16 protein-coding genes are annotated in these 19,707 nt (G+C 50.9%); 7 read left to right on the forward strand and 9 right to left on the reverse strand.

Going from position 1 to position 19,707, the window contains the following annotated elements:
* Window positions 1-127: 127 nt before the first annotated feature.
* Together B9Y58_RS08205 and B9Y58_RS08210 are read right to left on the reverse strand one after the other, a co-directional pair.
* A complete protein-coding gene (locus tag B9Y58_RS08205; protein ID WP_073056225.1) occupies window positions 128-2,614 on the reverse strand; it encodes a cellulase family glycosylhydrolase in 2,487 nt (828 codons plus the stop codon).
* A 191-nt stretch (window positions 2,615-2,805) separates the two neighbouring features.
* On the reverse strand, window positions 2,806-3,243 hold the full coding sequence (locus B9Y58_RS08210) for a hypothetical protein (protein WP_073056223.1): 438 nt from the start codon (window positions 3,241-3,243) through the stop codon (window positions 2,806-2,808).
* Between the two features lie 97 nt (window positions 3,244-3,340).
* On the opposite strand from B9Y58_RS08210, the gene mltG reads away from it, so the two are divergent.
* Together mltG and pflB are read left to right on the forward strand one after the other, a co-directional pair.
* The gene (gene mltG, locus B9Y58_RS08215) at window positions 3,341-4,348 is read left to right on the forward strand and encodes an endolytic transglycosylase MltG (RefSeq protein ID WP_083532294.1); all 1,008 of its coding nucleotides are present in this window, start codon (window positions 3,341-3,343) and stop codon (window positions 4,346-4,348) included.
* Window positions 4,349-4,586: 238 nt separating this feature from the next.
* Window positions 4,587-6,845, forward strand: coding sequence for a formate C-acetyltransferase (pflB, locus tag B9Y58_RS08220; protein ID WP_073056221.1), 2,259 nt, complete (start codon window positions 4,587-4,589; stop codon window positions 6,843-6,845).
* 209 nt (window positions 6,846-7,054) lie between these two features.
* On the opposite strand, the gene B9Y58_RS08225 is transcribed toward pflB, so the two are convergent.
* Window positions 7,055-8,146, reverse strand: a complete 1,092-nt coding sequence (locus B9Y58_RS08225) for a family 16 glycosylhydrolase (protein ID WP_073056220.1) — start codon at window positions 8,144-8,146, stop codon at window positions 7,055-7,057.
* Between the two features lie 122 nt (window positions 8,147-8,268).
* Between B9Y58_RS08225 and pflA the strand changes: the two genes are divergently transcribed.
* Entirely contained in the window at window positions 8,269-9,024 is a 756-nt protein-coding gene (pflA, locus tag B9Y58_RS08230; protein ID WP_073056219.1) for a pyruvate formate-lyase-activating protein, read from the forward strand.
* 448 nt (window positions 9,025-9,472) lie between these two features.
* Here the strand turns inward: pflA and B9Y58_RS08240 are convergent, their stop codons facing one another.
* Together B9Y58_RS08240 and B9Y58_RS08245 are read right to left on the reverse strand one after the other, a co-directional pair.
* Window positions 9,473-10,675 carry a type II secretion system F family protein gene (locus tag B9Y58_RS08240; RefSeq protein WP_073056217.1) on the reverse strand — a complete coding sequence of 401 codons (1,203 nt, stop codon included), beginning with the start codon at window positions 10,673-10,675 and terminating at the stop codon, window positions 9,473-9,475.
* A 3-nt stretch (window positions 10,676-10,678) separates the two neighbouring features.
* Window positions 10,679-11,746, reverse strand: coding sequence for a type IV pilus twitching motility protein PilT (locus B9Y58_RS08245; protein WP_073056216.1), 1,068 nt, complete (start codon window positions 11,744-11,746; stop codon window positions 10,679-10,681).
* Between the two features lie 147 nt (window positions 11,747-11,893).
* Here B9Y58_RS08245 and B9Y58_RS08250 point away from each other — a divergent pair, with 147 nt between their 5' ends.
* On the forward strand, window positions 11,894-12,361 hold the full coding sequence (locus B9Y58_RS08250) for a TlpA family protein disulfide reductase (protein WP_158278351.1): 468 nt from the start codon (window positions 11,894-11,896) through the stop codon (window positions 12,359-12,361).
* Here the strand turns inward: B9Y58_RS08250 and epmA are convergent.
* The gene (gene epmA / locus B9Y58_RS08255; RefSeq protein ID WP_073056214.1) at window positions 12,351-13,298 is read right to left on the reverse strand and encodes an EF-P lysine aminoacylase EpmA; all 948 of its coding nucleotides are present in this window, start codon (window positions 13,296-13,298) and stop codon (window positions 12,351-12,353) included. The genes B9Y58_RS08250 and epmA overlap by 11 nt on opposite strands.
* Window positions 13,299-13,384: 86 nt before the next feature.
* On the reverse strand, window positions 13,385-14,806 hold the full coding sequence (locus B9Y58_RS08260; RefSeq protein ID WP_073056213.1) for an FISUMP domain-containing protein: 1,422 nt from the start codon (window positions 14,804-14,806) through the stop codon (window positions 13,385-13,387).
* Window positions 14,807-14,959: 153 nt separating this feature from the next.
* Here B9Y58_RS08260 and B9Y58_RS08265 point away from each other — a divergent pair, with 153 nt between their 5' ends.
* On the forward strand, window positions 14,960-16,186 hold the full coding sequence (locus B9Y58_RS08265) for an aminotransferase class V-fold PLP-dependent enzyme (protein ID WP_073056211.1): 1,227 nt from the start codon (window positions 14,960-14,962) through the stop codon (window positions 16,184-16,186).
* Between the two features lie 11 nt (window positions 16,187-16,197).
* Complete coding sequence (locus B9Y58_RS08270; protein ID WP_073056209.1) at window positions 16,198-17,031, forward strand: tRNA threonylcarbamoyladenosine dehydratase; 834 nt, start codon at window positions 16,198-16,200, stop codon at window positions 17,029-17,031.
* Between the two features lie 4 nt (window positions 17,032-17,035).
* Here B9Y58_RS08270 and B9Y58_RS08275 read toward each other — a convergent pair whose 3' ends face one another.
* Entirely contained in the window at window positions 17,036-17,989 is a 954-nt protein-coding gene (locus tag B9Y58_RS08275) for an alginate O-acetyltransferase AlgX-related protein (RefSeq protein ID WP_073056207.1), read from the reverse strand.
* A 171-nt stretch (window positions 17,990-18,160) separates the two neighbouring features.
* Between B9Y58_RS08275 and B9Y58_RS08280 the strand changes: the two genes are divergently transcribed.
* The gene (locus tag B9Y58_RS08280; protein WP_073056205.1) at window positions 18,161-19,186 is read left to right on the forward strand and encodes a helix-turn-helix transcriptional regulator; all 1,026 of its coding nucleotides are present in this window, start codon (window positions 18,161-18,163) and stop codon (window positions 19,184-19,186) included.
* On the opposite strand, the gene B9Y58_RS08285 is transcribed toward B9Y58_RS08280, so the two are convergent.
* Window positions 19,179-19,700: a phospholipase D-like domain-containing protein gene (locus B9Y58_RS08285; RefSeq protein WP_073056203.1), complete on the reverse strand. Its 522-nt coding sequence runs from the start codon at window positions 19,698-19,700 to the stop codon at window positions 19,179-19,181. The genes B9Y58_RS08280 and B9Y58_RS08285 overlap by 8 nt on opposite strands.
* Between the last annotated feature and the right edge of the window lie 7 nt (window positions 19,701-19,707).

The raw sequence follows: 19,707 nt of genomic DNA on the forward strand, positions 1-19,707 counted from the left end.
CGGCGCTAGAAAAGACGATTTAGCCTAGTCCAAATTGGAATATTTTTATAACATTTCCGTAAGAAACGAAAGAACCCCGGCTAGACCGGGGTTCACGAAATCACTTGTCTTTTTGGACAAAAACGGCTTATTTAATCGAAATTCGGCGAATTAGGCTGTTAGAGCCTGCTCTCACGCGCACGATATAGTTGCCCTGGCGGAGCATGTCGAGGCTGACGGAGCCCTTTACCTGCTTAAAGCTTTCCACCGGGCGCCCCTGCATGTCGAACACGTCTAGACGGACCATTTCAGCACCCGACACATGGAGCGTGCGGTTTTCCACCGTCAGCAGAACCGGGCTTGTCACAGATGCTGCGGCAAAGGTCGTCTGTTCGGTTACGGTAAGCTTGATTTCATACTTTTCACCATTGATAGTCAAGGTGTCCGCATACTCGCCAGGCCTAAAGTAGTCCGGCACCGTAGTTGCGGAAACGACATACTCATTTCCAGACTGCGCCATGGTCACGAAATGCAAGTGATAAGTATTGCGAACAGCCGTTACCACATTCCGGAACACGATTTCTTCAAATTTGCCGTTTGGCACTGCAAACTGTTCTACGCTGCCAACCACCAACACATCGACATTCGAGGAGCTGCTAGATTCTTCAACACTGGAGCTAGATTCGACACTGCTGCTGGACGATTCCGGTTCAGAGCTAGAAGATTCCGGCACAGAACTGGAGGACGCAACAGAACTGCTTGACGACTTCGGTTGAGAACTCGAGGATTCAACAGAGCTGGAGGATTCTTCGCTCGAGCTAGAAATTTCTTCGGAGCTGGAACTAGATTCTACGGAGCTAGAAGACTCTATAGAGCTGCTGGACTTGGGCGCCACAACCATCACCTTCGCTGTAGCAGAGGCATTATTGTCCGGTCCAAAGATATCCAACTTCAAAGTGTACTCATGGTCACGGAGCGTTTCCTTGACGGCACCGGCAAGCGTAATCGTCTTCGTAGACTTATCCATCTGCAAGTTAATGGTTCCTTCGGGAAGGCCGCTCGCCACAATAGAATCCAAATATTGATAGCGGAATACAATCGGCAAAATGGAGTCGCCGGCGACAACCGTCTGCGTAGCGTTTTCTGCAACGACAACCGTTGTCGTAACAGGCTTATGCTTGACGGTAATCTTACCCGTTGCAGTCGTATTCGAATCAACTCCGGTCACAGCCACCGTGTAGGTAAACTCATGATCACGCAAGGATTCTTCAGAGGCTCCCTTAATGGAGTAGGTTCTAGCACTCGTATCAAGTACGCCTGCAAAACCTGTCGGAAGACCGGACAATTTAAGACCAGTCACGTTGTCGTTATAGCGATAGACAATTGGATTAATGGAATCGCCAGCAATAACGGTCTGGTTTGTATTACCACTAGTGAGTTCAAAAACAGTCACGCGCTTTACACTGGAGCTAGACGGAACAGAGCTAGAAGAAGAAACTACGTTGGAGCTCGATGACGCAGGCGTTGCCGCGCAGGCGGTGTATACCTTATTACGAATCGGAGCAAATACATTCTCGTTCACCCATTTACCGCTTTCCGAATAATTCCAAGCGCCACCACTAAAATAGGAAGCAGTTTCATTCTTATTCGATACAGACCAGTTTGCACCCGACAACTGATTTTTGGTCATCCACTGATACCAAACACTGCTATAATCTTTGTTAAAGCCACCATCGCCGCTCGGCGCAGAATTACCCCATTCGGTCACGAAGACAGAAAGTCCGCCTTGCATCGCCTTTTCGGCTCTAGCACCCTGGTCATCAGTCTTGTGACGATACGGGTCATCACCCGCATAGTAGTGGAACGAATATGCCACATTCGCATCATTGAGCGGTTCAACAAGAGCAGCATTGGTATACTGATCATAGTATGGAGTTCCCACCACAATCAGGTTGTCGGAATAAGTGCGAATTGTTTTGATAATCGTTTTTGCATACGGAGCAATTTTTTCTTTCCAGTAGTTTTGTGCTCCGCTCAAATCAAACCAGGCGTCAGAACAATTGTTCTTGGGTTCATTATAAATTTCAAAAATCACATTGTCGTAGCCGCCCCATTTTTGAGCCATATAGCTAAAGAACGACTGTGCATCACTCGTAATCTGTTCTGCACAATGACTATGGAAATCGATAATCACATAGATGTCGTTTTTAATGGCAGCCGTCACCACCGAATCCATCAAGTTCCTATGGAAATCCGTATTCGTAAAATAGTTCCCGTTCCCATTTTTCCAGTCGCCATCAACACCGACAGGACCACGAATCAATTGGATGTTTTGTTTTTCTACAAGTCCTGAGATCGTTTTTCCGTTCCAATAATCCGGTCCTTCGTCACCTTTAGCCATACTCCAGAAAAGGCTCATGCCCTGCACGGCAACTTCGTTACCGGCAGTCACGCCCTTACAGCTGCCATAGATACGTCCGTAGTTCTGAGAGTTTTTACCGGTCATCAGCTGACCGTACTGGCTGACGGGACCCACGCGGGTGGGTGTGATATCCGCAGCACCGAACGCCGTAGAAACTAAACCGAAGGCGAGAACGCCCAAACCAAATATCTTTGCACTAAAATGAATTGCCATATATCCTCTGATACACCAATTTTCGCAACCAAATTTAGATTATTAGGCCTTATTTTACACGTGATTTGAAGCACATAAGTTATTGATAATGTTTACATGAGTAGACAAGTTTTTAGCCGCGGAGGGCATAAGAAAAAAAGAAGCCCGGCTTTTAAGCCAGGCAACTAAACTGCGAGATGTCGCGAAACGAATTAGTTTTCGTTGTTGTGCATTTCCATCTGTTCGCGGTCCATCGTGTGCTGCAAGTATTCCTTGAAGTCACGGTCGATGTTCACACCGTCGAGGTCGAGGTCGTCGTTTTCCAACACGAACACGGCGCTCGGGTTATCGAGCCAGCCGACCACGTCCACCTGATCGAGTTTCATGGACTTGTCGCCTGCAGCCTGGGCAACGTATTCAATCTTGGACTTCTGAACCCAACCCTGTCCGCAAGGACCCTTCACGAGCACTTCCGTTTCGCCGTCCTTAAGGATCGTCAGTTCGTCATTGAAGCCTGCGGTACAAACAACGGAACCACCATCTTTTTCCTTGGTCAGGTCCACGTCACCCAGCTTAGATTTGACCTTCTTGCCAGCAGCGAAAGAAACGCTAACCATGAGAGCAAGAGCAATTAAAAGCACCTTTTTCATATCTTTCCTCAGAAACAGGTTAAAAACTTGACAATGCAGATACGAATATACCTTTTATTTTTGACTTTCGTCACAATTTCTTTTAAATTTTTGCGATATGAAGAAGATTTTACTTATTTTGGCCATCATTTTGGCACTTTTGGGCACCTTTTTGACCGTAAACCTCAAGTCGAGGATGGGCGAAAAGGCCCAAAACGGTCAAACCGTGCTCCTGGAAGTCCCCAAAGGAAGTTCTCCCGCTAAAATTTTCCAGATTCTAAAACAAAATGGAATTTGGAGCGACGACCTCGCCTTCCGGTTGACCATGAAGAGATTGAACCCGAGCCTCAAGGCCGGATGGTTCGAAATTCCCGCCGGGCTCACACTGCCACAAGTTCTGGACATTATCGCAAGCGGCAAGGTCGCCGTGCGACGCGTGACCATCCCCGAAGGTCGAGCCTCCTGGGAAATCCCCGACTACCTCAAGAAGGCTTATCCGAACCTGGACGAGAACCGCTGGAACAAGCTCGTCCAAGACCCGAAGTTCGCCCGCAGTCTCGGAGTCGAGGCCAACTCCCTGGAAGGCTACCTGCTCCCCGACACCTACCCCTTCCCGATTGACGCCGACGAAGAGACAATCCTCAAACACATGGTAGCAGCAAACCTCAAGGTCCGCGACGAAATGGAAAAGCGCCCGGGCTCCATGTGGAAGACTCTCGGCAACTGGCACAAGGTGCTCACGCTTGCAAGCGTGGTCGAAGAAGAAACCGGCATTCCCGAAGAACGCCCGCTGATTGCAGGCGTATTCCATAACAGGCTCCGCATAGGCATGCCGCTCGGGGCAGACCCCACGGTGCGGTTCATTTTCAAGAACTTGACCGGCCCTATTTACAAGAGCCAGTTGAACAGCAACAGCCCCTACAACACCCGCAAGTTCAAGGGACTCATGCCAGGCCCGATTTCTAACCCAGGACGCAAGGCGATCGAAGCGGCACTCTTTCCGGCCAAGACAGAAGCCCTGTATTTTGTCGCTAAAGACGACGGTTCCATGACACATTTCTTTAGCTCCAATTTGGCCGACCACAACAAGTACAAGGACGTCGCCGCCAAGAACCGCGGAGAATAAGTCAAAACATTCTAACTCATTGATAGTTGCAGAATTACAAAAGCAGCAGGTCTCTTGAAAAAAGAGGCCTTTCTTTTTGCTCCATAAGTGGCCTAAAGGAAAGCAAAATATAGTCCGCCAAATCCCTTTGGGAGCACCCCCTTATTTTCTATATTGGTGTTCAAACAAAAATCAACAAAAAGAAAGACTCGGCTGTCTGAATTTATGGCGTTGGCCAGCCGAGCAAAGAAGGAAAATCATGAGCGAAGCATGGAATGGCTTTGAGGGCGGACTCTGGCAAGAAGAAATCAACGTCCGCGACTTTATTCAACGCAACTATACCGCTTACGAAGGCGGCAAGGAATTTTTGGCTGGTCCGACAGACGCCACCGAAAAGCTCTGGGGTGAACTCCAGAAGCTGCAGGCCGAAGAACGCAAGAAGGGCGGCGTGCTCGATATGGACACCGATATCGTTTCGAGCATCACAAGCCATAAGCCCGGCTACATCAACGAAGGCCTCAAGGACCTGGAAAAGGTCGTGGGTCTGCAGACCGACAAGCCGCTGAAGCGCGCCTTCATGCCGTTCGGCGGCATCAAGATGGCCGAAGAATCCTGCAAGCAGTACGGCTACGAGCCGAGCGCCGAACTCCACAAGATCTTTACCGACTACCACAAGACCCACAACCAGGCCGTGTTCGACTGCTACACGCCTGAAATCCGCGCCGTCCGCAAGGCCCACTTGCTGACCGGTCTTCCGGACACCTACGGCCGTGGCCGTATCGTGGGTGACTACCGCCGCGTAGCCCTTTACGGTATCGACTACATCATCCAGCAGAAGCAGAACGACCTCGCCCACGTGGGTGACGGCACCATGACCGACGACGTGATTCGCCTGCGCGAAGAAGTCGCCGAACAGATCAAGGCCCTCAAGGCCATGAAGGTGATGGCCGCAAGCTACGGTTTCGACATTTCGAAGCCGGCTACCAACGCAAAGGAAGCCTTCCAGTGGCTCTACTTCGGCTACCTCTCTGCCATCAAGACGCAGAACGGCGCCGCCATGAGCGTGGGCCGTATTTCGACCTTCCTCGACATTTATATCGAACGCGACCTCAAGAACGGCGTGCTCACTGAAAGCGAAGCCCAGGAACTCGTGGACCACATGGTCATGAAGTTCCGCATGGTCAAGTTCGCCCGTATCGAATCTTACAACCAGCTCTTCAGCGGCGACCCGGTGTGGGCCACCCTCGAAGTCGGCGGTATGGGCCAGGACGGTCGCCCGATGGTCACCAAGAACGACTTCCGTTTCTTGCACACTCTCGAAAACATGGGCCCGTCTCCGGAACCCAACCTCACCGTCCTCTACACCAAGCGCCTCCCTGAAAACTTCAAGGAATACGCCGCCTACATCTCTGTGACGACCAGCTCGATCCAGTACGAAAACGACGACGTGATGCGCCCGGTCTGGGGTGACGACTACAGCATTTGCTGCTGCGTTTCTGCAACGCAGACTGGTAAGGAAATGCAGTTCTTCGGCGCCCGCGCAAACCTCGCGAAGGCTCTCCTCTACGCCATCAACGGCGGCAAGGACGAAGAAGGCGGCCTGGTGCCCGGCATGCAGATTGGTCCGGAACTTGCCCCGATTACCGGCGACGTGCTGAACTACGACGAAGTGATGCACAAGTACGACATCATGCTCGAATGGCTCGCAGGTATCTACGTGAACACGCTGAACCTGATCCACTACATGCACGACAAGTACTACTACGAAGCTGCTGAACTCGCCCTCATCGATACCGACGTGCGTCGCACATTTGCAACGGGTATCGCAGGATTCAGCCACGTGGTCGACAGCCTTTGCGCCATCAAGTACGCCAAGGTTTCCGTGGTCCGCGGCGAAAACGGCCTCGTGAAGGACTTCAAGATCGAAGGCGACTTCCCCAAATACGGCAACGACGACGACCGCGCCGACGAAATCGCCGTCTGGCTCCTCAAGGAATTCATCGCGAAGATTAAGAAGCACCACACCTACCGCGGTGCCGAACCGACCACGTCGATTCTTACGATTACCAGTAACGTTGTTTACGGCAAGGCCACCGGTGCCCTCCCCGACGGCCGCCCGGCTCACGCCCCGTTCGCTCCCGGTGCAAACCCGAGCTACGGCGCCGAAAAGAACGGTCTCTTGGCCTCGCTCAACTCTGTCGCCAAGCTCCCGTACGAATACGCGCTCGACGGCATCAGCAACACGCAGACCATCAGCCCGAACGCTCTCGGCCACAGCGACGATGAACGCGCCCAGAAGCTCGTGACCGTCATGGACGGTTACTTCGCCCAGGGCGCCCACCACCTGAACGTGAACGTGTTCGGCGTGGAAAAGCTGCTCGACGCCCAGGCGCACCCGGAAAAGCCCGAATACGCGAACTTTACCATCCGCGTTTCCGGCTACGCTGTCAAGTTCCTCTCGCTCACGAAGGAACAGCAGGACGACGTCATCAGCCGCACCTGCCACGGCGTGCTCTAAAAGACCGGACTGGCTAAAACCAACAGAATCCTTACTCTGAAGCCAGTCCTCTCGCAACCGCCCCCGGTTAACACCCGGGGGCTTTGTTGCTCACGGAATACCGCTCATTTAAAGCATATGAAAAAACGCCTCGGAAGTAAACTTCCGGGGCGTTTTGCTTTTATGGAGGAGAACAATAATGAAAATCGTTTGCGGTTCTAGATTCTAGATTACTCCGGTTCGCGGGTCATGAGCATCTTGCAGTAGCCACCTTCGACCACCACGTTTTCGGTAGAAAGGGAAACCTTTTCCATTTCCCAGTTACCGGCACCCCAGTGTTCCCTGTCAATGTCATCGCCATTGAAGTCATCTTGCCACAGCTGGATAAAGCCCTTTGTTGCTTCATCGTAAGAGTACACACGAACGTAGTCAATCCACTGCACCTGCGGACCGTTAGCGAGTTCATCACCCGTAAACTTGCCCACCCAGCCACTGCTCTTGGATGCCCAAAGATTGAAGCGCAGAGACTGATCTTCAGTCAAGAAGGCAACCTGGTCAGCATCGGCATGCGTACCGCGGCTAAGGCCAATCGAGTCGCGACGAACTTCGACGCTATCGATTTCCCAAGCAACGTAGTCCGGAGTCCAGATGATGGCATAGAGGTGGAAACCTTCGGTGGCATCGAAACCATATTCATGAATTGCTTCAGAAGAAGTGTTCTTCTTGATAGATTCATCACCTTCACGGGTAATGATATTGGACTGCCAAGAAGAGCCTCCCTTACCGAGAACTTCGATATCGATTTCGTTCCAAACATACGTGCCATTCCTGTAGGAATCATCGTAGTAAAGGAACATGGAGCTCACGGAACCCGGAATCGAAACCATCTTCATGCAAGCTTCGAAACGGCCATACTTGAACTGGTCCTTACCGGAAAGTTCAGCACCGTAGTAGTTGTACTTACCGGTCGGGCTCACTTCGGAGGGAACAACCGGAACAGTCAAATTCGTACGAGCAATAGCGTTACAGCCACTTGTGGCCGGCGGAGTTACAGGATCCGGAGTCACAACCGGATCAGGAGTCGGGTCAGTCGGAACCGGATTGGTTGTTGCAGGATTAGTAGCCGGATCGATCTGAGTCTGAGCAGGATCTGTCGGGGTGGTTGCCGGATCGGTCGTTGCAGGGTCTGCCGGAGTAGGATCTACAACGACAGCCGGATCAGTGGTAGGCGTTGTGTCAGCTGCAGCCGGGCTGCTACTATCATCATTACAGGCGGCAAACAGGCCAAGCGCGATAATCGGGAGAAGGAATTTCGTTTTCATAAACTACCTCGTTTCTTTGAATATAAATATACCCCCTTTTGAATGCTGCCGGTAGTCTTCGGAGCACAAATTAAGCATAACTGTACCAACTGTACCCACGCATATATTTCTACATTTACAATATGCTCGGACGAATCAATAAATTAGAGACCTTTGGCTCGGTAGACGGCCCCGGAGTGCGTTTTGTCGTATTCACGCAGGGTTGCCCCATGCGTTGCCAATTCTGCCATAACCCCGAAACGTGGGATTTCGGTGCACAAAGCGCCAATGGAATCAACAACGGTTCGTTCGAAATTTCTGCAGAAGATTTGCTCAAGAAAGCCCTGCGCTACCAAAGCTACTGGGGCAAAGACGGTGGCATCACCGTCAGCGGCGGCGAACCACTAGCACAAATGGATTTCATGATTGAATTCTTCGAAGCCGCCAAAGCCGCAGGTGTACACACCTGTATCGACACCTCTGGCGTAAACTTTGTTCGTAACGAACCCTACTTCGGCAAGTTCAAGCGCCTTATGGATGCAACAGACTTGCTCCTCGTCGACATCAAGAACATCGACCCCGTGGAGCACAAGAAACTCACCGGTCACGACAACAAGAACATCCTCGACATGTTCCGCTATCTAGATGAAATTCAAAAGCCCATCTGGATCCGCCACGTACTCGTACCCGGCGGCAGCGACAACGACGAGTTCCTTATCAAGACGCGCGAATTAATCGATACGCTCCACAACGTTGAAAAAGTCGAAGTCCTCCCCTACCATGCTTTAGCGCTTGCCAAGTACCAAGAACTCGGCATCGACTATGCACTCAAAGACGTAAAATCGCCAAGCCCCGAACGGATTGCAAACGCCAAGAAAATTTTAGGAATACTTCCATAACAGTAGGAAGTAGACAGTCGACAGTAGGAAGTAAAAAGGCTGCCTAGCGCAAGTGAAGCCATTTTGTCAGCGGAATGGCAATAATAAAATTTATAATAAAGTTCTCTACGAAAATGAAAAGCAAAGGAAGTTCAATTTCTGGAGTAAGATTTATCGAAATAGACCTCACTCCGCGATTCTCTGGATCAAGTATCAACATAACCACACTCATGACAAGTGCGAAAACAAAACACTTGATAAAATTTTTTATAAAGTCTTTTGATTTCTGTTGCATCGTGACGTACTAATATGAGTAAAGGCTAAAAGGCTTTTTGTAAAAAGTCAATACTTAACTAAAACGAAATTTTGCAGAAAAACGAGTGAGGCGAGGCGACCTTACCGGCCGTAGCGTACTATAGTACGTGAGGCCGGGGGCAACGAAGCATCGCGATGTGTTTTCAGCGAAATTTTAGCCCTTGATTGCGTCGCCCATCGAGAACATCGGCATATACATTGCGATTAGGAGACCACCGACAGCACCGCCGAGGAACACGATAATCAGCGGTTCCATCATACCAACGACGCCATCCACCGCAGCATCCACTTCTTCATCGTAGAAGTCTGCCAACTTCAAAAGCATGCCGCCAAGGTTACCGGTTTTTTCACCCACGCCCGTCATCTGGATCACCATGGGCGGGAAAAGGCCCGTTTCCTGCATAGGATCCGCAATACTCTTACCACCGGCAATGCCGATAGCAATTTTATTGATACCCTTTTCCACCACCTTATTCGTAACGGTAGAGGCCACCACCTTCAAAGAATCCATAATGGACACACCGGCGTTCAACAAGGTTCCCAGCGTTCTAGAAAAACCAGCCGTTGTCGATTTGATTTGAAGGTCTCCTAATTTAGGCACCTTCAACATAAACCCGTCAAAGGCAAATCTGAATTGAGGAACACGCATCGCCAACTTAAAACCTACGCCAACAACAATCGCACCGATAAACAAGAAGGCACCGTTATCGCGGAGGAAGTCGGAAATACTCATCACCGCCAACGTCGGAGCCGGAAGTTCTGCATCAAGGGCTGCGAACTGTTCAGCAAAGGTCGGCACCACGAAAGTCATAAGGGCAATCACCACCAAGATACCCACGATAACGAGCATCACCGGGTAAGTCAGAGCCTTTTTCACCTTACGTTTCAGGCGTTCGTTGTTTTCCAAAGTTTCTGCAAGACGAGCCAAGATGCCATCCAAGATACCACCCGCTTCACCGGCAGCCACCATGTTGGTGTACAAAGAGCTGAACACTTTCGGGTGCTGAGCCAAGGCATCGGCCAAAGAAGAACCACCGTTAATGGACTGCGTAATCTTGTGAACGACATTCTTGAGTTCCGGGTTTTCACACTGGTTCTCCAGAATGTTCAAGCACTGCAACATCGGCAGACCAGCAGAACTCATAGAAGAGAACATACGGGTAAAACGAGCAATTTCTGCAGGCTTGATACCCGAACCGATCTTGATCTTGATTTCTGTAGGTTTCTTCTTGAGACTTACAATCACCAAGCGGCGACGCATGAGCATGGCTTCGGCTTCAGCCTTGTCCTTTGCTTCAAGTGTACCTTCGAAATTGTTACCCTGGCTATTGGTTGCTTTATAAAGGAATTCTGCCATAAGCTACACACCTTCTTTCACAAACAATTGTTCCAACTGGTCCGGACTCGGAGAACGGGCAAGAGCATCGAAACGGTCGACCTTGTGGTTCTTCACCAAATCACACAAGCACATGTTCATGGTGTTCATACCGAACTTCTGGCCAATTTCAATCATCGATTCAATCTGGTGCACCTTGTCATCGCGAATCAGGGCACGAATACCCGGGGTCACGTTCATGATTTCGTATGCCATCACGCGGCCACCGCCAATGCGCGGGATAAGCGTCTGACATATCACGCCCTGGAGCACAAACGAAAGCTGCGTACGCACGGTCTGCTGTTCGCCCTTCGGGAAAGCATCCACCACGCGGTTGATGGTCTGCACACAAGAGTTGGTATGTAACGTTGCAAAAGCCAAGTGACCCGTTTCTGCAATCGTGAGTGCCGCACGGATTGTTTCAAGGTCACGCATTTCGCCGATAAGCACCACGTCAGGGTCCTGACGCAGCGCCATCTTAAGCGCCTGAGCAAAGCTGTTCGTATCGCTACCAACTTCACGCTGGTTAATCATACAACCCTGGTGCTTATGCAAGAATTCAATCGGGTCTTCCACCGTCAGAATGTGGTCGTGACGTTCCTTGTTGATCTTGTCGATCATGGCAGCCAAGGTCGTCGACTTACCGGAACCGGTAGCACCCGTCACAAGCACTAGGCCAGACGGGCGGGTTGTGAATTCGGCCAGAATTTTCGGAAGGCCGAGATCCTTAAAGGTCTTAATTTCAAGCGGAATAATACGCAAGGCCAAGGCCACGCAACCGCGCTGCAAATAAGCGTTCGCACGGAAACGAGCGAGGTTTGCAATACCGAAAGAGAAGTCGCATTCCTTCTGCTGTTCGAAAGTCTTCTTTTGGCTTTCGTTCATCAGACTATATGTCATGCGCATGGTTTCGTCCGGTTTCAGCTTGTCTTCACCAATAGGCGTAAGCTTGCCGGAAAGACGGATGAGAGGGGGCGCACCTGCCGTAATGTGCAAGTCAGAAGCGCCACGCTGGACCATTTCAGAAAGAAGATCTTGAATATTGTATGCCATGCTTAAGAATATAACTTAAAAAAGGCCAATTTTTCCATTAAAAACCCACATTTTTCAAAAAAAACGCTATTTTATTATTCTAGAATGGAACTTGGGCGTAAAATAACCTCCTCGCGAGGCGTTTTTTCCGTAGTATGCACGCTGCTTTTGGCGTTTGCAATCCTGTTTTCTGCATGCGGGCAGGAACACTTTCAGGCGGCACCCACCAAAATCGAAGACTTTAAAGGAAAACTGCTAGACGGCAGTCTTTCAACTTACCAAGCCGAAAAGGGAACCGTTACCTTAATCGCTCTTACCGCCTCGTGGTGCCCTGGCTGCCGCGCCGAACTTCCGTTACTCAAAAAACTTGACGAAGAATTTGCCGACAAGGGTTTCAAGATTTTAATGGTGAACGAAGACGACTCCCCTAGAATCGGAGCTAAGTACAACAAGGCTGCAGGAATCACCTGGACCACCTTCCACTGGAATTACGACATGATGAACGTGCTCGGAAATCCGGGCGTGATTCCCGTAACCTACCTCGTGAACGCACAAGACAGCATCGTGAAAATCAACGTCGGAGAATTCGACGAGAACAAGATGCGCAAGCTAATCGAGAAAGCCCTTAAGCAATAGGGCTTGGGAAGAGGATTACGTCCTTGATTTCCTTTTTTCCCATCGCAAGCATAAACAATCGGTCTAGACCTAGTGCCACGCCAGAACAGGCGGGCATTCCCGATTCAAGCGCTTCCAAAAAGTTTTCATCAATCGGCGGCAAGGGTTTGTTCATGCCGCGGCGAATTTCAAGGTCAGCAGCAAAGCGCCTGCGCTGTTCGGCTGCATCGGTGAGTTCCGTGTAGCCGTTGCAAAGTTCCACCTGGTCTACAAATAGTTCGAATCGACGCGCCCAAGTGAAGCCGTCTTCGCCCACGTACGTCTGTGCAAGCGCCGCCTGCGACTGCGGGTAATCTAAAATGAACTCGGGACCGTTCTTGGCAAGCGCGGGTTCTACCGCAAAAACCATCAGGTAATCCCACCAGTCTTCGCGGGACATGGCGGTACCATCGGCCGGGAGCGGAATTTCGCGGGCGGTACAGGCCGCGGCGAATTCTTCGCCCGAAGCCGTCAGCGGATTCACGCCGGCATAATTCTTGAACGCATCGATCCAGCGCGTGCGGCGAGCGTTAATGGGCTTACCGATAATTTCGGAAACGAGCGCCTCGACCTCGTCCATCAACTTTTCTTGCGGCATGCCCACACGGTACCATTCCACCATGCTGAATTCATTGTTGTGGTGGGCGCCGAATTCATCTTTGCGGAAAGACTTTGTAATCTGGAAAATGTCTCCGAACCCAGCCGAGAGCAAACGCTTCATGTGGAATTCGGGGCTCGTCATCATAAAATGCCTGCCCTCGACTTCGAAGTAATCCAGCTGAGGGTCGGTGCCACCCGCATTCGAAAGCGTCGGCGTTTCAACTTCCAACACCCCGCGACCCTCAAAGAAAGCACGCACCTTGTTCATCAAGGCTTGACGCTTTACCCAGGAATCTCGACTGCAAGTAGGAGAGAACATAGTGTGAGGTGTGAGGTGTGAGGTGTGGAGTGTGAGATGTGAGATGAGTGATTATTCATTACTCATTTCACATGACTCATTACACATCATTCAACAGCAGCGGGGGTGGGTTCTTCTGCAGGGGCTGCATTCACGACACAGCGAACAGAGAGCCAGAATTTCTTATCGACCGGAATGGCAGACACTTCTTTATCGGTATTGAACATGGAACGTGCGATACCGCGACCATCACCCACATCCTTGCTTGTCCAGAAGTAAGCACCTTCGCCCTGAATCACCGAGATGCCGTTCTTGTTGGCATAGCCACCGAACATGGCAGTGAAGGCGTAATCGTCAGAGCCGTTACTACGCAGGCGGACTGCAGCAGTGTTTGCACCGCCAGCATAAATTTCAAGCATTTTCCAGTCGTCATCGGTAGCAAGGCGAGTGCCTTCGGGGCAAGCCGTCAAAGCCGCGTCATGCGTATACAGGCGACCGTAGGTTGCGCAGTTTTCTTCTTCGCGGTCATAGCACATGGAATTTTCTTCAATCGCAAAGTTCAAGTTCTGCACAAACCAGCGCGTGCCATTGATTTCTTTAACTCTGTAAGTCTGACCATCGCGATTGTCTACGAACGATTCGAACACCGGGCAACGGGTTTCAAATTCCTTGGCGCCCAAAATAGAGTCCACCGCAGGCTGCCATGAGGTGCAGAAACGGAAGAGTTCACCACCCGGGAGCGCCGTAGAATCAGCCTTGTGCTTTTCAGCCCAGCGGTCTACGTAAGCTAGGTTAATGACAGCAGTATCCGGAATCGAAAGCGCCTTGGCAGAGGCCTGCATAATCTTCGAATACTTTTCAGCAGCGCTCTTCGGAGTCTTCCAGTAACCTTCGAGCAAGCCCTTGCGGAGCTTTTCATAAAGCGGAGAAGGAACCTTCACCTTGATAGTCGTATCGACAAAGTGTTCCGGCTTGGTAGCGCAAGCGGCTTCGCGAATGGTATCGCGCAGGCTGCCTGCCTTTTCATAACATTCTTCAATGCACTTGTCACGGGCTTCGCCCTTCTTCTTGGGGCAAGGAACCCAAATGCTCGTGTCGGCATCAACCTTGACCGGCTTGGCATAGCCCTTCGTCTTCAGAGCAACCTTCGCCACCGATTCCAAAGTTTCAAGAGCCTTCGTGTTGCCCGATTCGCCTTCCAGGAGCAAGAACGAAATCACCTCGGTACATGCATCCATGGCCTTGGCGTTGGCGCAGACCTTGGTGCCGTAACCATAAGAGAACTGCGATTGGCAATTCGAGAACGATTCGTAAGGCATGGCCTTGAAGATTTTTTCGTAGACCTTGACGGCATCGGTCGGCGTCATCTTGCCGCAATAGATTTCTTCGGCAGCACCCTTTTTCACGATTTTCTGGGCAGTAGCAATATCGCCGTTATCGACAGCATCGCGAAGTTCCGGCTGGGCAAAAGCAGTTGTAGCGCCCAAAGCAAGAACTCCCACACACAATACACCTCTAAGAATTTTCATTTTAACCCTCACAAAAAATTCCGCAACAAATATACAAAAAGTAAGAAGTAGGCAGTAGGAAGTAGACAGTGATTAGCGTTTTATAGCCAGCCATAAAACAAACATATAGCCCGGTACAGAAAATTCCTTTTAGCATTTTCTATATTTGGGCGCATGATTGATGCTGAAAAAATCCGCAACGAATTCCCGATGCTTGTCGCAGGTGATAAGGATGCAAAGCCTCTCGCCTTCTTGGACAGCACGGCCACCACGCAAAAGCCCGACTGCGTAATCGACGTGATGAACGACTTTTACCGCGAGCACTACAGTTCCGTAAAGCGCGGCGTGTACCGCCTGAGCGCTCGCACCACCGAAGCATTCGAAGCCACCCGCAAGAACGTGGCCAAGTTCATTAACGCCAAAACCGAAGACGAAATCGTATTCACCCGCGGCACCACCGAAAGCATCAATCTGGTGGCGTGGAGTTACGGTCGCAAGTTCTTCGAAGCGGGCGACGAAATTCTGATTAGCGGACTCGAGCATCACGCCAACATCGTGAGCTGGCAAATTGTCGCCGAAATGAAGGGCGCCAAGATTAAGGTCATCCCGGTTCTCGACAGCGGCGATTTGGACTTGAGCAAGCTTCCCGAACTTTTGAATGCGCGCACCAAGATGGTCGCCGTCACCCACGTGAGCAATTCCGTCGGTACCGTGAACCCGATTGCAGAAATTATCGCGACCGTTCGCAAGCTCGCCCCGCAAGCAAAGATTTTGATTGATGCCGCCCAGAGTTCAAGCCACATCAAGATTGACGTGCAAAAGCTGGACAGCGATTTCCTCGCCTTCAGCGGACACAAGATGTACGGCCCCACCGGCGTGGGCGTACTCTACGGCAAGTACAACGTTCTCGACAGCATGCCCCCCTGGCACGGCGGCGGCGAAATGATCAAGAACGTGACCTTCGAAAAGACGACTTACGCCGATGTTCCCGCCCGCTTTGAAGCAGGCACGCCCATGATCGCCGAAGTCATCGGCCTTGGCAAGGCCATCGAATGGATTAATGCGGTCGGCATCGAAAACATCCGCAAGCACGAAGAAGAAATTACGCAGTACGCCTTGGAACAGCTTGCCACTATCCCGCAGGTGAAAGTTCTCGGAAACCCGAAGGAACGTGGAGCACTCATCAGCGTAACACTCGACGGCATCGCCGTAAGTGACGCCGCCATGATCCTCGACGAAGAAAACGTGGCCGTCCGCAGCGGGCACCACTGCGCCCAACCTGTGATGGACCGCTTCGGCGTCGACGCCACGCTTCGTTTGAGCTTCGGCGCGTACACCCTGAAGCGCGACATCGACCGCTTTATCGCCGGCATCAAGCGCGTTCTCCGACTCTTCGGTTAACCGGGACTCGTATGGGAATCGAGAAAGGCATCTTTAACCGCACATCGCTCCTGCTCGGAGACGACGTGATGGGCAACATCTACCAGAAGCGCGTCATCATCTTCGGTCTCGGCGGAGTCGGCAGCTGGTGCGCCGAAAGCCTGGTGCGTTCCGGCATCAAGGAACTCGTGCTCGTCGATTCTGACCGCGTGTGCGTCACCAACGTGAACCGCCAACTGATGGCCACCACCAAAACCGTGGGCCAAGTCAAAGTCGAAGTCCTCAAGAATCGTTTGCTAGAAATCAACCCGCACGCCAACATTGTCGCACTGCAAGACATCTACGAAGAAGCGAATACGGACAAATTCCAACTGGACACCTTCGACTACATCATCGATGCCATCGACAGCCTCGAAAACAAGATGCAGCTGTTGTGGCACGCCACGCGCACAAAGGCCACGGTATTTTCTTCGATGGGGGCGGCCCTCAAAATGGACCCCACGCGAATCAAGGTCGCCGAATTCTGGAAAGTGGCCGGCTGCCCGCTCGCCCGTGCGCTACGCGACAAGTTCAAGAAAAAGAAAATGGCGCTCAAGAAAAAGGTACTGTGCGTCTACAGCGACGAACTCCTGAAAAACCGCGGCAAGAATTCCTCTTGCGGAACGGACGCCTGCATGTGCCCCAAGGTGCGCCACGAAAGAAGCGAAGCCGAACTCCAGAATGCAAACCTGGTCGATCACGAATGGTGCAGCAGTAAGGCGCAAATCAACGGCACCATGGCACACTCCACCGCTATTTTTGGATTCATGATTGCAGGCCTCGTGATGCAAGACATCTACAAGAAGGCCTTAGCAAGCGCCGAGTAAAAAGCTAGAATTCCGGCATGCTGAAATCGCCGTAAAGTTCACGACCGTCAAACACCCAGACCACCATCTTTTTTCCTTCCAAGAATTCCGAACGGTCTTTGAACAAGGTCGGACCATAGTTTCCGCCACCGATACGGCTGCGCGTAAACGTTTCTATCCCTGTCGCCTGAGCAATGTAAGCGCCTATATTGGAAGAACTATTCCAGCCAAAATCGGCATTGCTGTCGCCAATTACCACAATGGGAGCATCTTTGGATCCGCGGTAGCGTTTACCTTCCGCATCCACGGTCTTTAACACGCGCACATCGTAATCAGGGTAAGAATTGTACTTCAAGTGATAAAGATTTCCGGTACCGGGAACAACCGTATCGCGCAGGAACCATTCTTCCCTCGGAACATCCAAGTCCATCTCGTTGATGGAATCGGCAATCATTTGGGCAAGCAACTGCCGGCCGGCACTTGTATAATGGCTTTCGTACGCCTCGAACATGGGCGTTTCCTCGTTCTTTTCAAGAAACTCTTCTACCGCATCGACAACGACAACCCCTTCGTCTTGCAGTGCATCCACCCATTCTTCATATTGCGGAGCGACTATTCCTCCCGACAATTTTTCCGAATAATGTTCCGCCTCGATTTGTAGCTTGTCTGGAACAGGCACGACCACCAACTTGATACCGCGCGCTTCCAGCGAATCATTGAAGGCTACAAAAGAATTCAAGTTTTCTTTCCAGTCCACCACCAGGTTGACAAGACTTTCCTGCAGAAAAATCCAGTCGCCTTCACCGCTTACCGCACAGCGAGTCTCTTTCAGTTGTCCGCCACATTTTTCAATATCGGCCTCGATCTGTTCCTGAACGACCAACGGGATGAGCGGACGAGAAGAAAGGTAGAGCATGGCAAGCGCAACCACAGCCACTCCAAATCCAAAAATAAACCCCAAATGTTTCCTCAAAAACATGACAGGGCCAAATTTAGAATTTTTTTAGAATCCTTGGCAAAGGCCAAGCAGCCTCCATGCTTCGGCAGACGAACTGCTTTCGCATAAAAAGACGACAATTATTGTCGTCTACATTTTATATATTAAAAAATACTCCCCGCCTCGCGGGGATTGCATTTTGCAGGAGGCTTTATGGCGAATCAGGCTCGTGGCGAACGAATGATACAGATATTCGTCTACATGATGGCGCACTACAACAACCGCTACAGTGTAACAGACATTATGCAACATCTGAACTTCTGCGAAGATGATTTGCGGAGCATTCAGCGTGATATGCAAGCGCTTTCCAATATAGGGGGAGGCTACATCAACCGTATTGTCGAAAGCGGCAAAATCTATTACAAGGTGGCGCTTGAACGCGCGAATAAGCTCATATTTCCTGAATTCGGCGATACACTACTGCACTTCATGTTTCTGCAGCGCATTGCAAACATCTATCCGGCAACCTCGAACCTTATCGAAGACTTGACCAAGAGAATCACGCAGGACTTGCCCGCCAAGGAACAATCGACTTTAGCATATTACGCGAAGGAATTGAATGGACGCATCCTATTCATGGGTACGCCACCGAGCGTTGACGAAAACGTAGGCAAGAATCTGCCAATCATCCTCGATGCCATCCGCAAAAAACAGAAAGTACAAATCACCTACACCGACAACTGGGGCAACACAACCAACAAGCCTCGCATTCCACTGATGGTCGCCATCAATCAGGGCGAAATCTACATCGGCTGCGTATCGCAACACCTCCCCGACAAAACATACGCCCTCAAGCTCCGCCGCATCCAATCCGTAAAGCTTTTACGTGAACAATTCGCCGAAGACCCGAAAGTCGTTGAGACGCTCCGCAAGCGCATCCGCACAGGCACGCTGCTTTCGGGCGATCAGGACCAACAAGAAGAAAAAGTCGTCATCTATTTCCCAGGATACGCCAAGAACTTTCTACAAGAACGTCCCTATCACCCCAGCATGAAAATCAAGGAACTGGATTGTGGCGACATCCACGTGACCATGAAGGTCGCCGTCAACGGCCTGCTCAAGCAATGGGTCATGTACTACGGTTCCATTGCCGAAGTGCTAAAGCCCGCTAAGCTCCGCCAAATGGTACTTGAAAGTGCTAAAGACTTGGTGAAACTGTACGAAAGGAAGTCTACTTAATCCTGTCGCCGCAGAATTCTTGGCGACCACATTTTTTGCAGTGCGAGCCCATCCATAGCGTATCGAACTGTTCTATAGCAGGTTCAACAAGTGCAGGGTCATTCGTGAGGATTCCCGCCTCGAAGTTACGGCGTAGAGAGCTTTTCATGCCGATTCCCGCACCCGTCAAATTCGCAGAGCCAATATAAGCGGTTTCAAGATCGAAAATCATCATCTTGAAATGCACTCGCGGACACATTACGCGTTCCAAATCCGTCACCAGAATCGGGAACCGGTCAAAGTCCTCACGAAAATTCGGGCCAGGCTCCTTCGCATGAATCAAACGCACGCCCACGCCGCGTTTCAAAAGTGTAGCAAGTTGCCCCAGCAACGGAATGGCATCACCATCCTGTTTCACATACACATCCTTGATATCGGCAGTACCAATCCACAAGTTATTGCGGACCGACATGATTCGTGAAATCACTTCGGAATAGTGTTCTTCGTTTTGGATGTATTTAGTGAAAATGGACATCGCGGTA

Origin of the sequence: Fibrobacter sp. UWB15 (assembly GCF_900177705.1) — a bacterium.
In the GTDB taxonomy this organism is placed as follows: Bacteria; Fibrobacterota; Fibrobacteria; order Fibrobacterales; family Fibrobacteraceae; genus Fibrobacter.

Bases quoted from the DNA above. Each gene is read 5' to 3' on its own strand.
- pflA (WP_073056219.1), top strand. From the start codon at position 8,269: ATGCTCGGACGAATCAATAAATTAGAGACCTTTGGCTCGGTAGACGGC.
- B9Y58_RS08275 (WP_073056207.1), bottom strand. From the start codon at position 17,989: ATGTTTTTGAGGAAACATTTGGGGTTTATTTTTGGATTTGGAGTGGCT.
- B9Y58_RS08240 (WP_073056217.1), bottom strand. From the start codon at position 10,675: ATGGCAGAATTCCTTTATAAAGCAACCAATAGCCAGGGTAACAATTTC.
- epmA (WP_073056214.1), bottom strand. From the start codon at position 13,298: ATGTTCTCTCCTACTTGCAGTCGAGATTCCTGGGTAAAGCGTCAAGCC.
- B9Y58_RS08285 (WP_073056203.1), bottom strand. From the start codon at position 19,700: ATGTCCATTTTCACTAAATACATCCAAAACGAAGAACACTATTCCGAA.
- B9Y58_RS08260 (WP_073056213.1), bottom strand. From the start codon at position 14,806: ATGAAAATTCTTAGAGGTGTATTGTGTGTGGGAGTTCTTGCTTTGGGC.
- mltG (WP_083532294.1), top strand. From the start codon at position 3,341: ATGAAGAAGATTTTACTTATTTTGGCCATCATTTTGGCACTTTTGGGC.
- pflB (WP_073056221.1), top strand. From the start codon at position 4,587: ATGAGCGAAGCATGGAATGGCTTTGAGGGCGGACTCTGGCAAGAAGAA.
- B9Y58_RS08225 (WP_073056220.1), bottom strand. From the start codon at position 8,146: ATGAAAACGAAATTCCTTCTCCCGATTATCGCGCTTGGCCTGTTTGCC.
- B9Y58_RS08270 (WP_073056209.1), top strand. From the start codon at position 16,198: ATGGGAATCGAGAAAGGCATCTTTAACCGCACATCGCTCCTGCTCGGA.
- B9Y58_RS08205 (WP_073056225.1), bottom strand. From the start codon at position 2,614: ATGGCAATTCATTTTAGTGCAAAGATATTTGGTTTGGGCGTTCTCGCC.
- B9Y58_RS08245 (WP_073056216.1), bottom strand. From the start codon at position 11,746: ATGGCATACAATATTCAAGATCTTCTTTCTGAAATGGTCCAGCGTGGC.
- B9Y58_RS08210 (WP_073056223.1), bottom strand. From the start codon at position 3,243: ATGAAAAAGGTGCTTTTAATTGCTCTTGCTCTCATGGTTAGCGTTTCT.
- B9Y58_RS08265 (WP_073056211.1), top strand. From the start codon at position 14,960: ATGATTGATGCTGAAAAAATCCGCAACGAATTCCCGATGCTTGTCGCA.
- B9Y58_RS08280 (WP_073056205.1), top strand. From the start codon at position 18,161: ATGGCGAATCAGGCTCGTGGCGAACGAATGATACAGATATTCGTCTAC.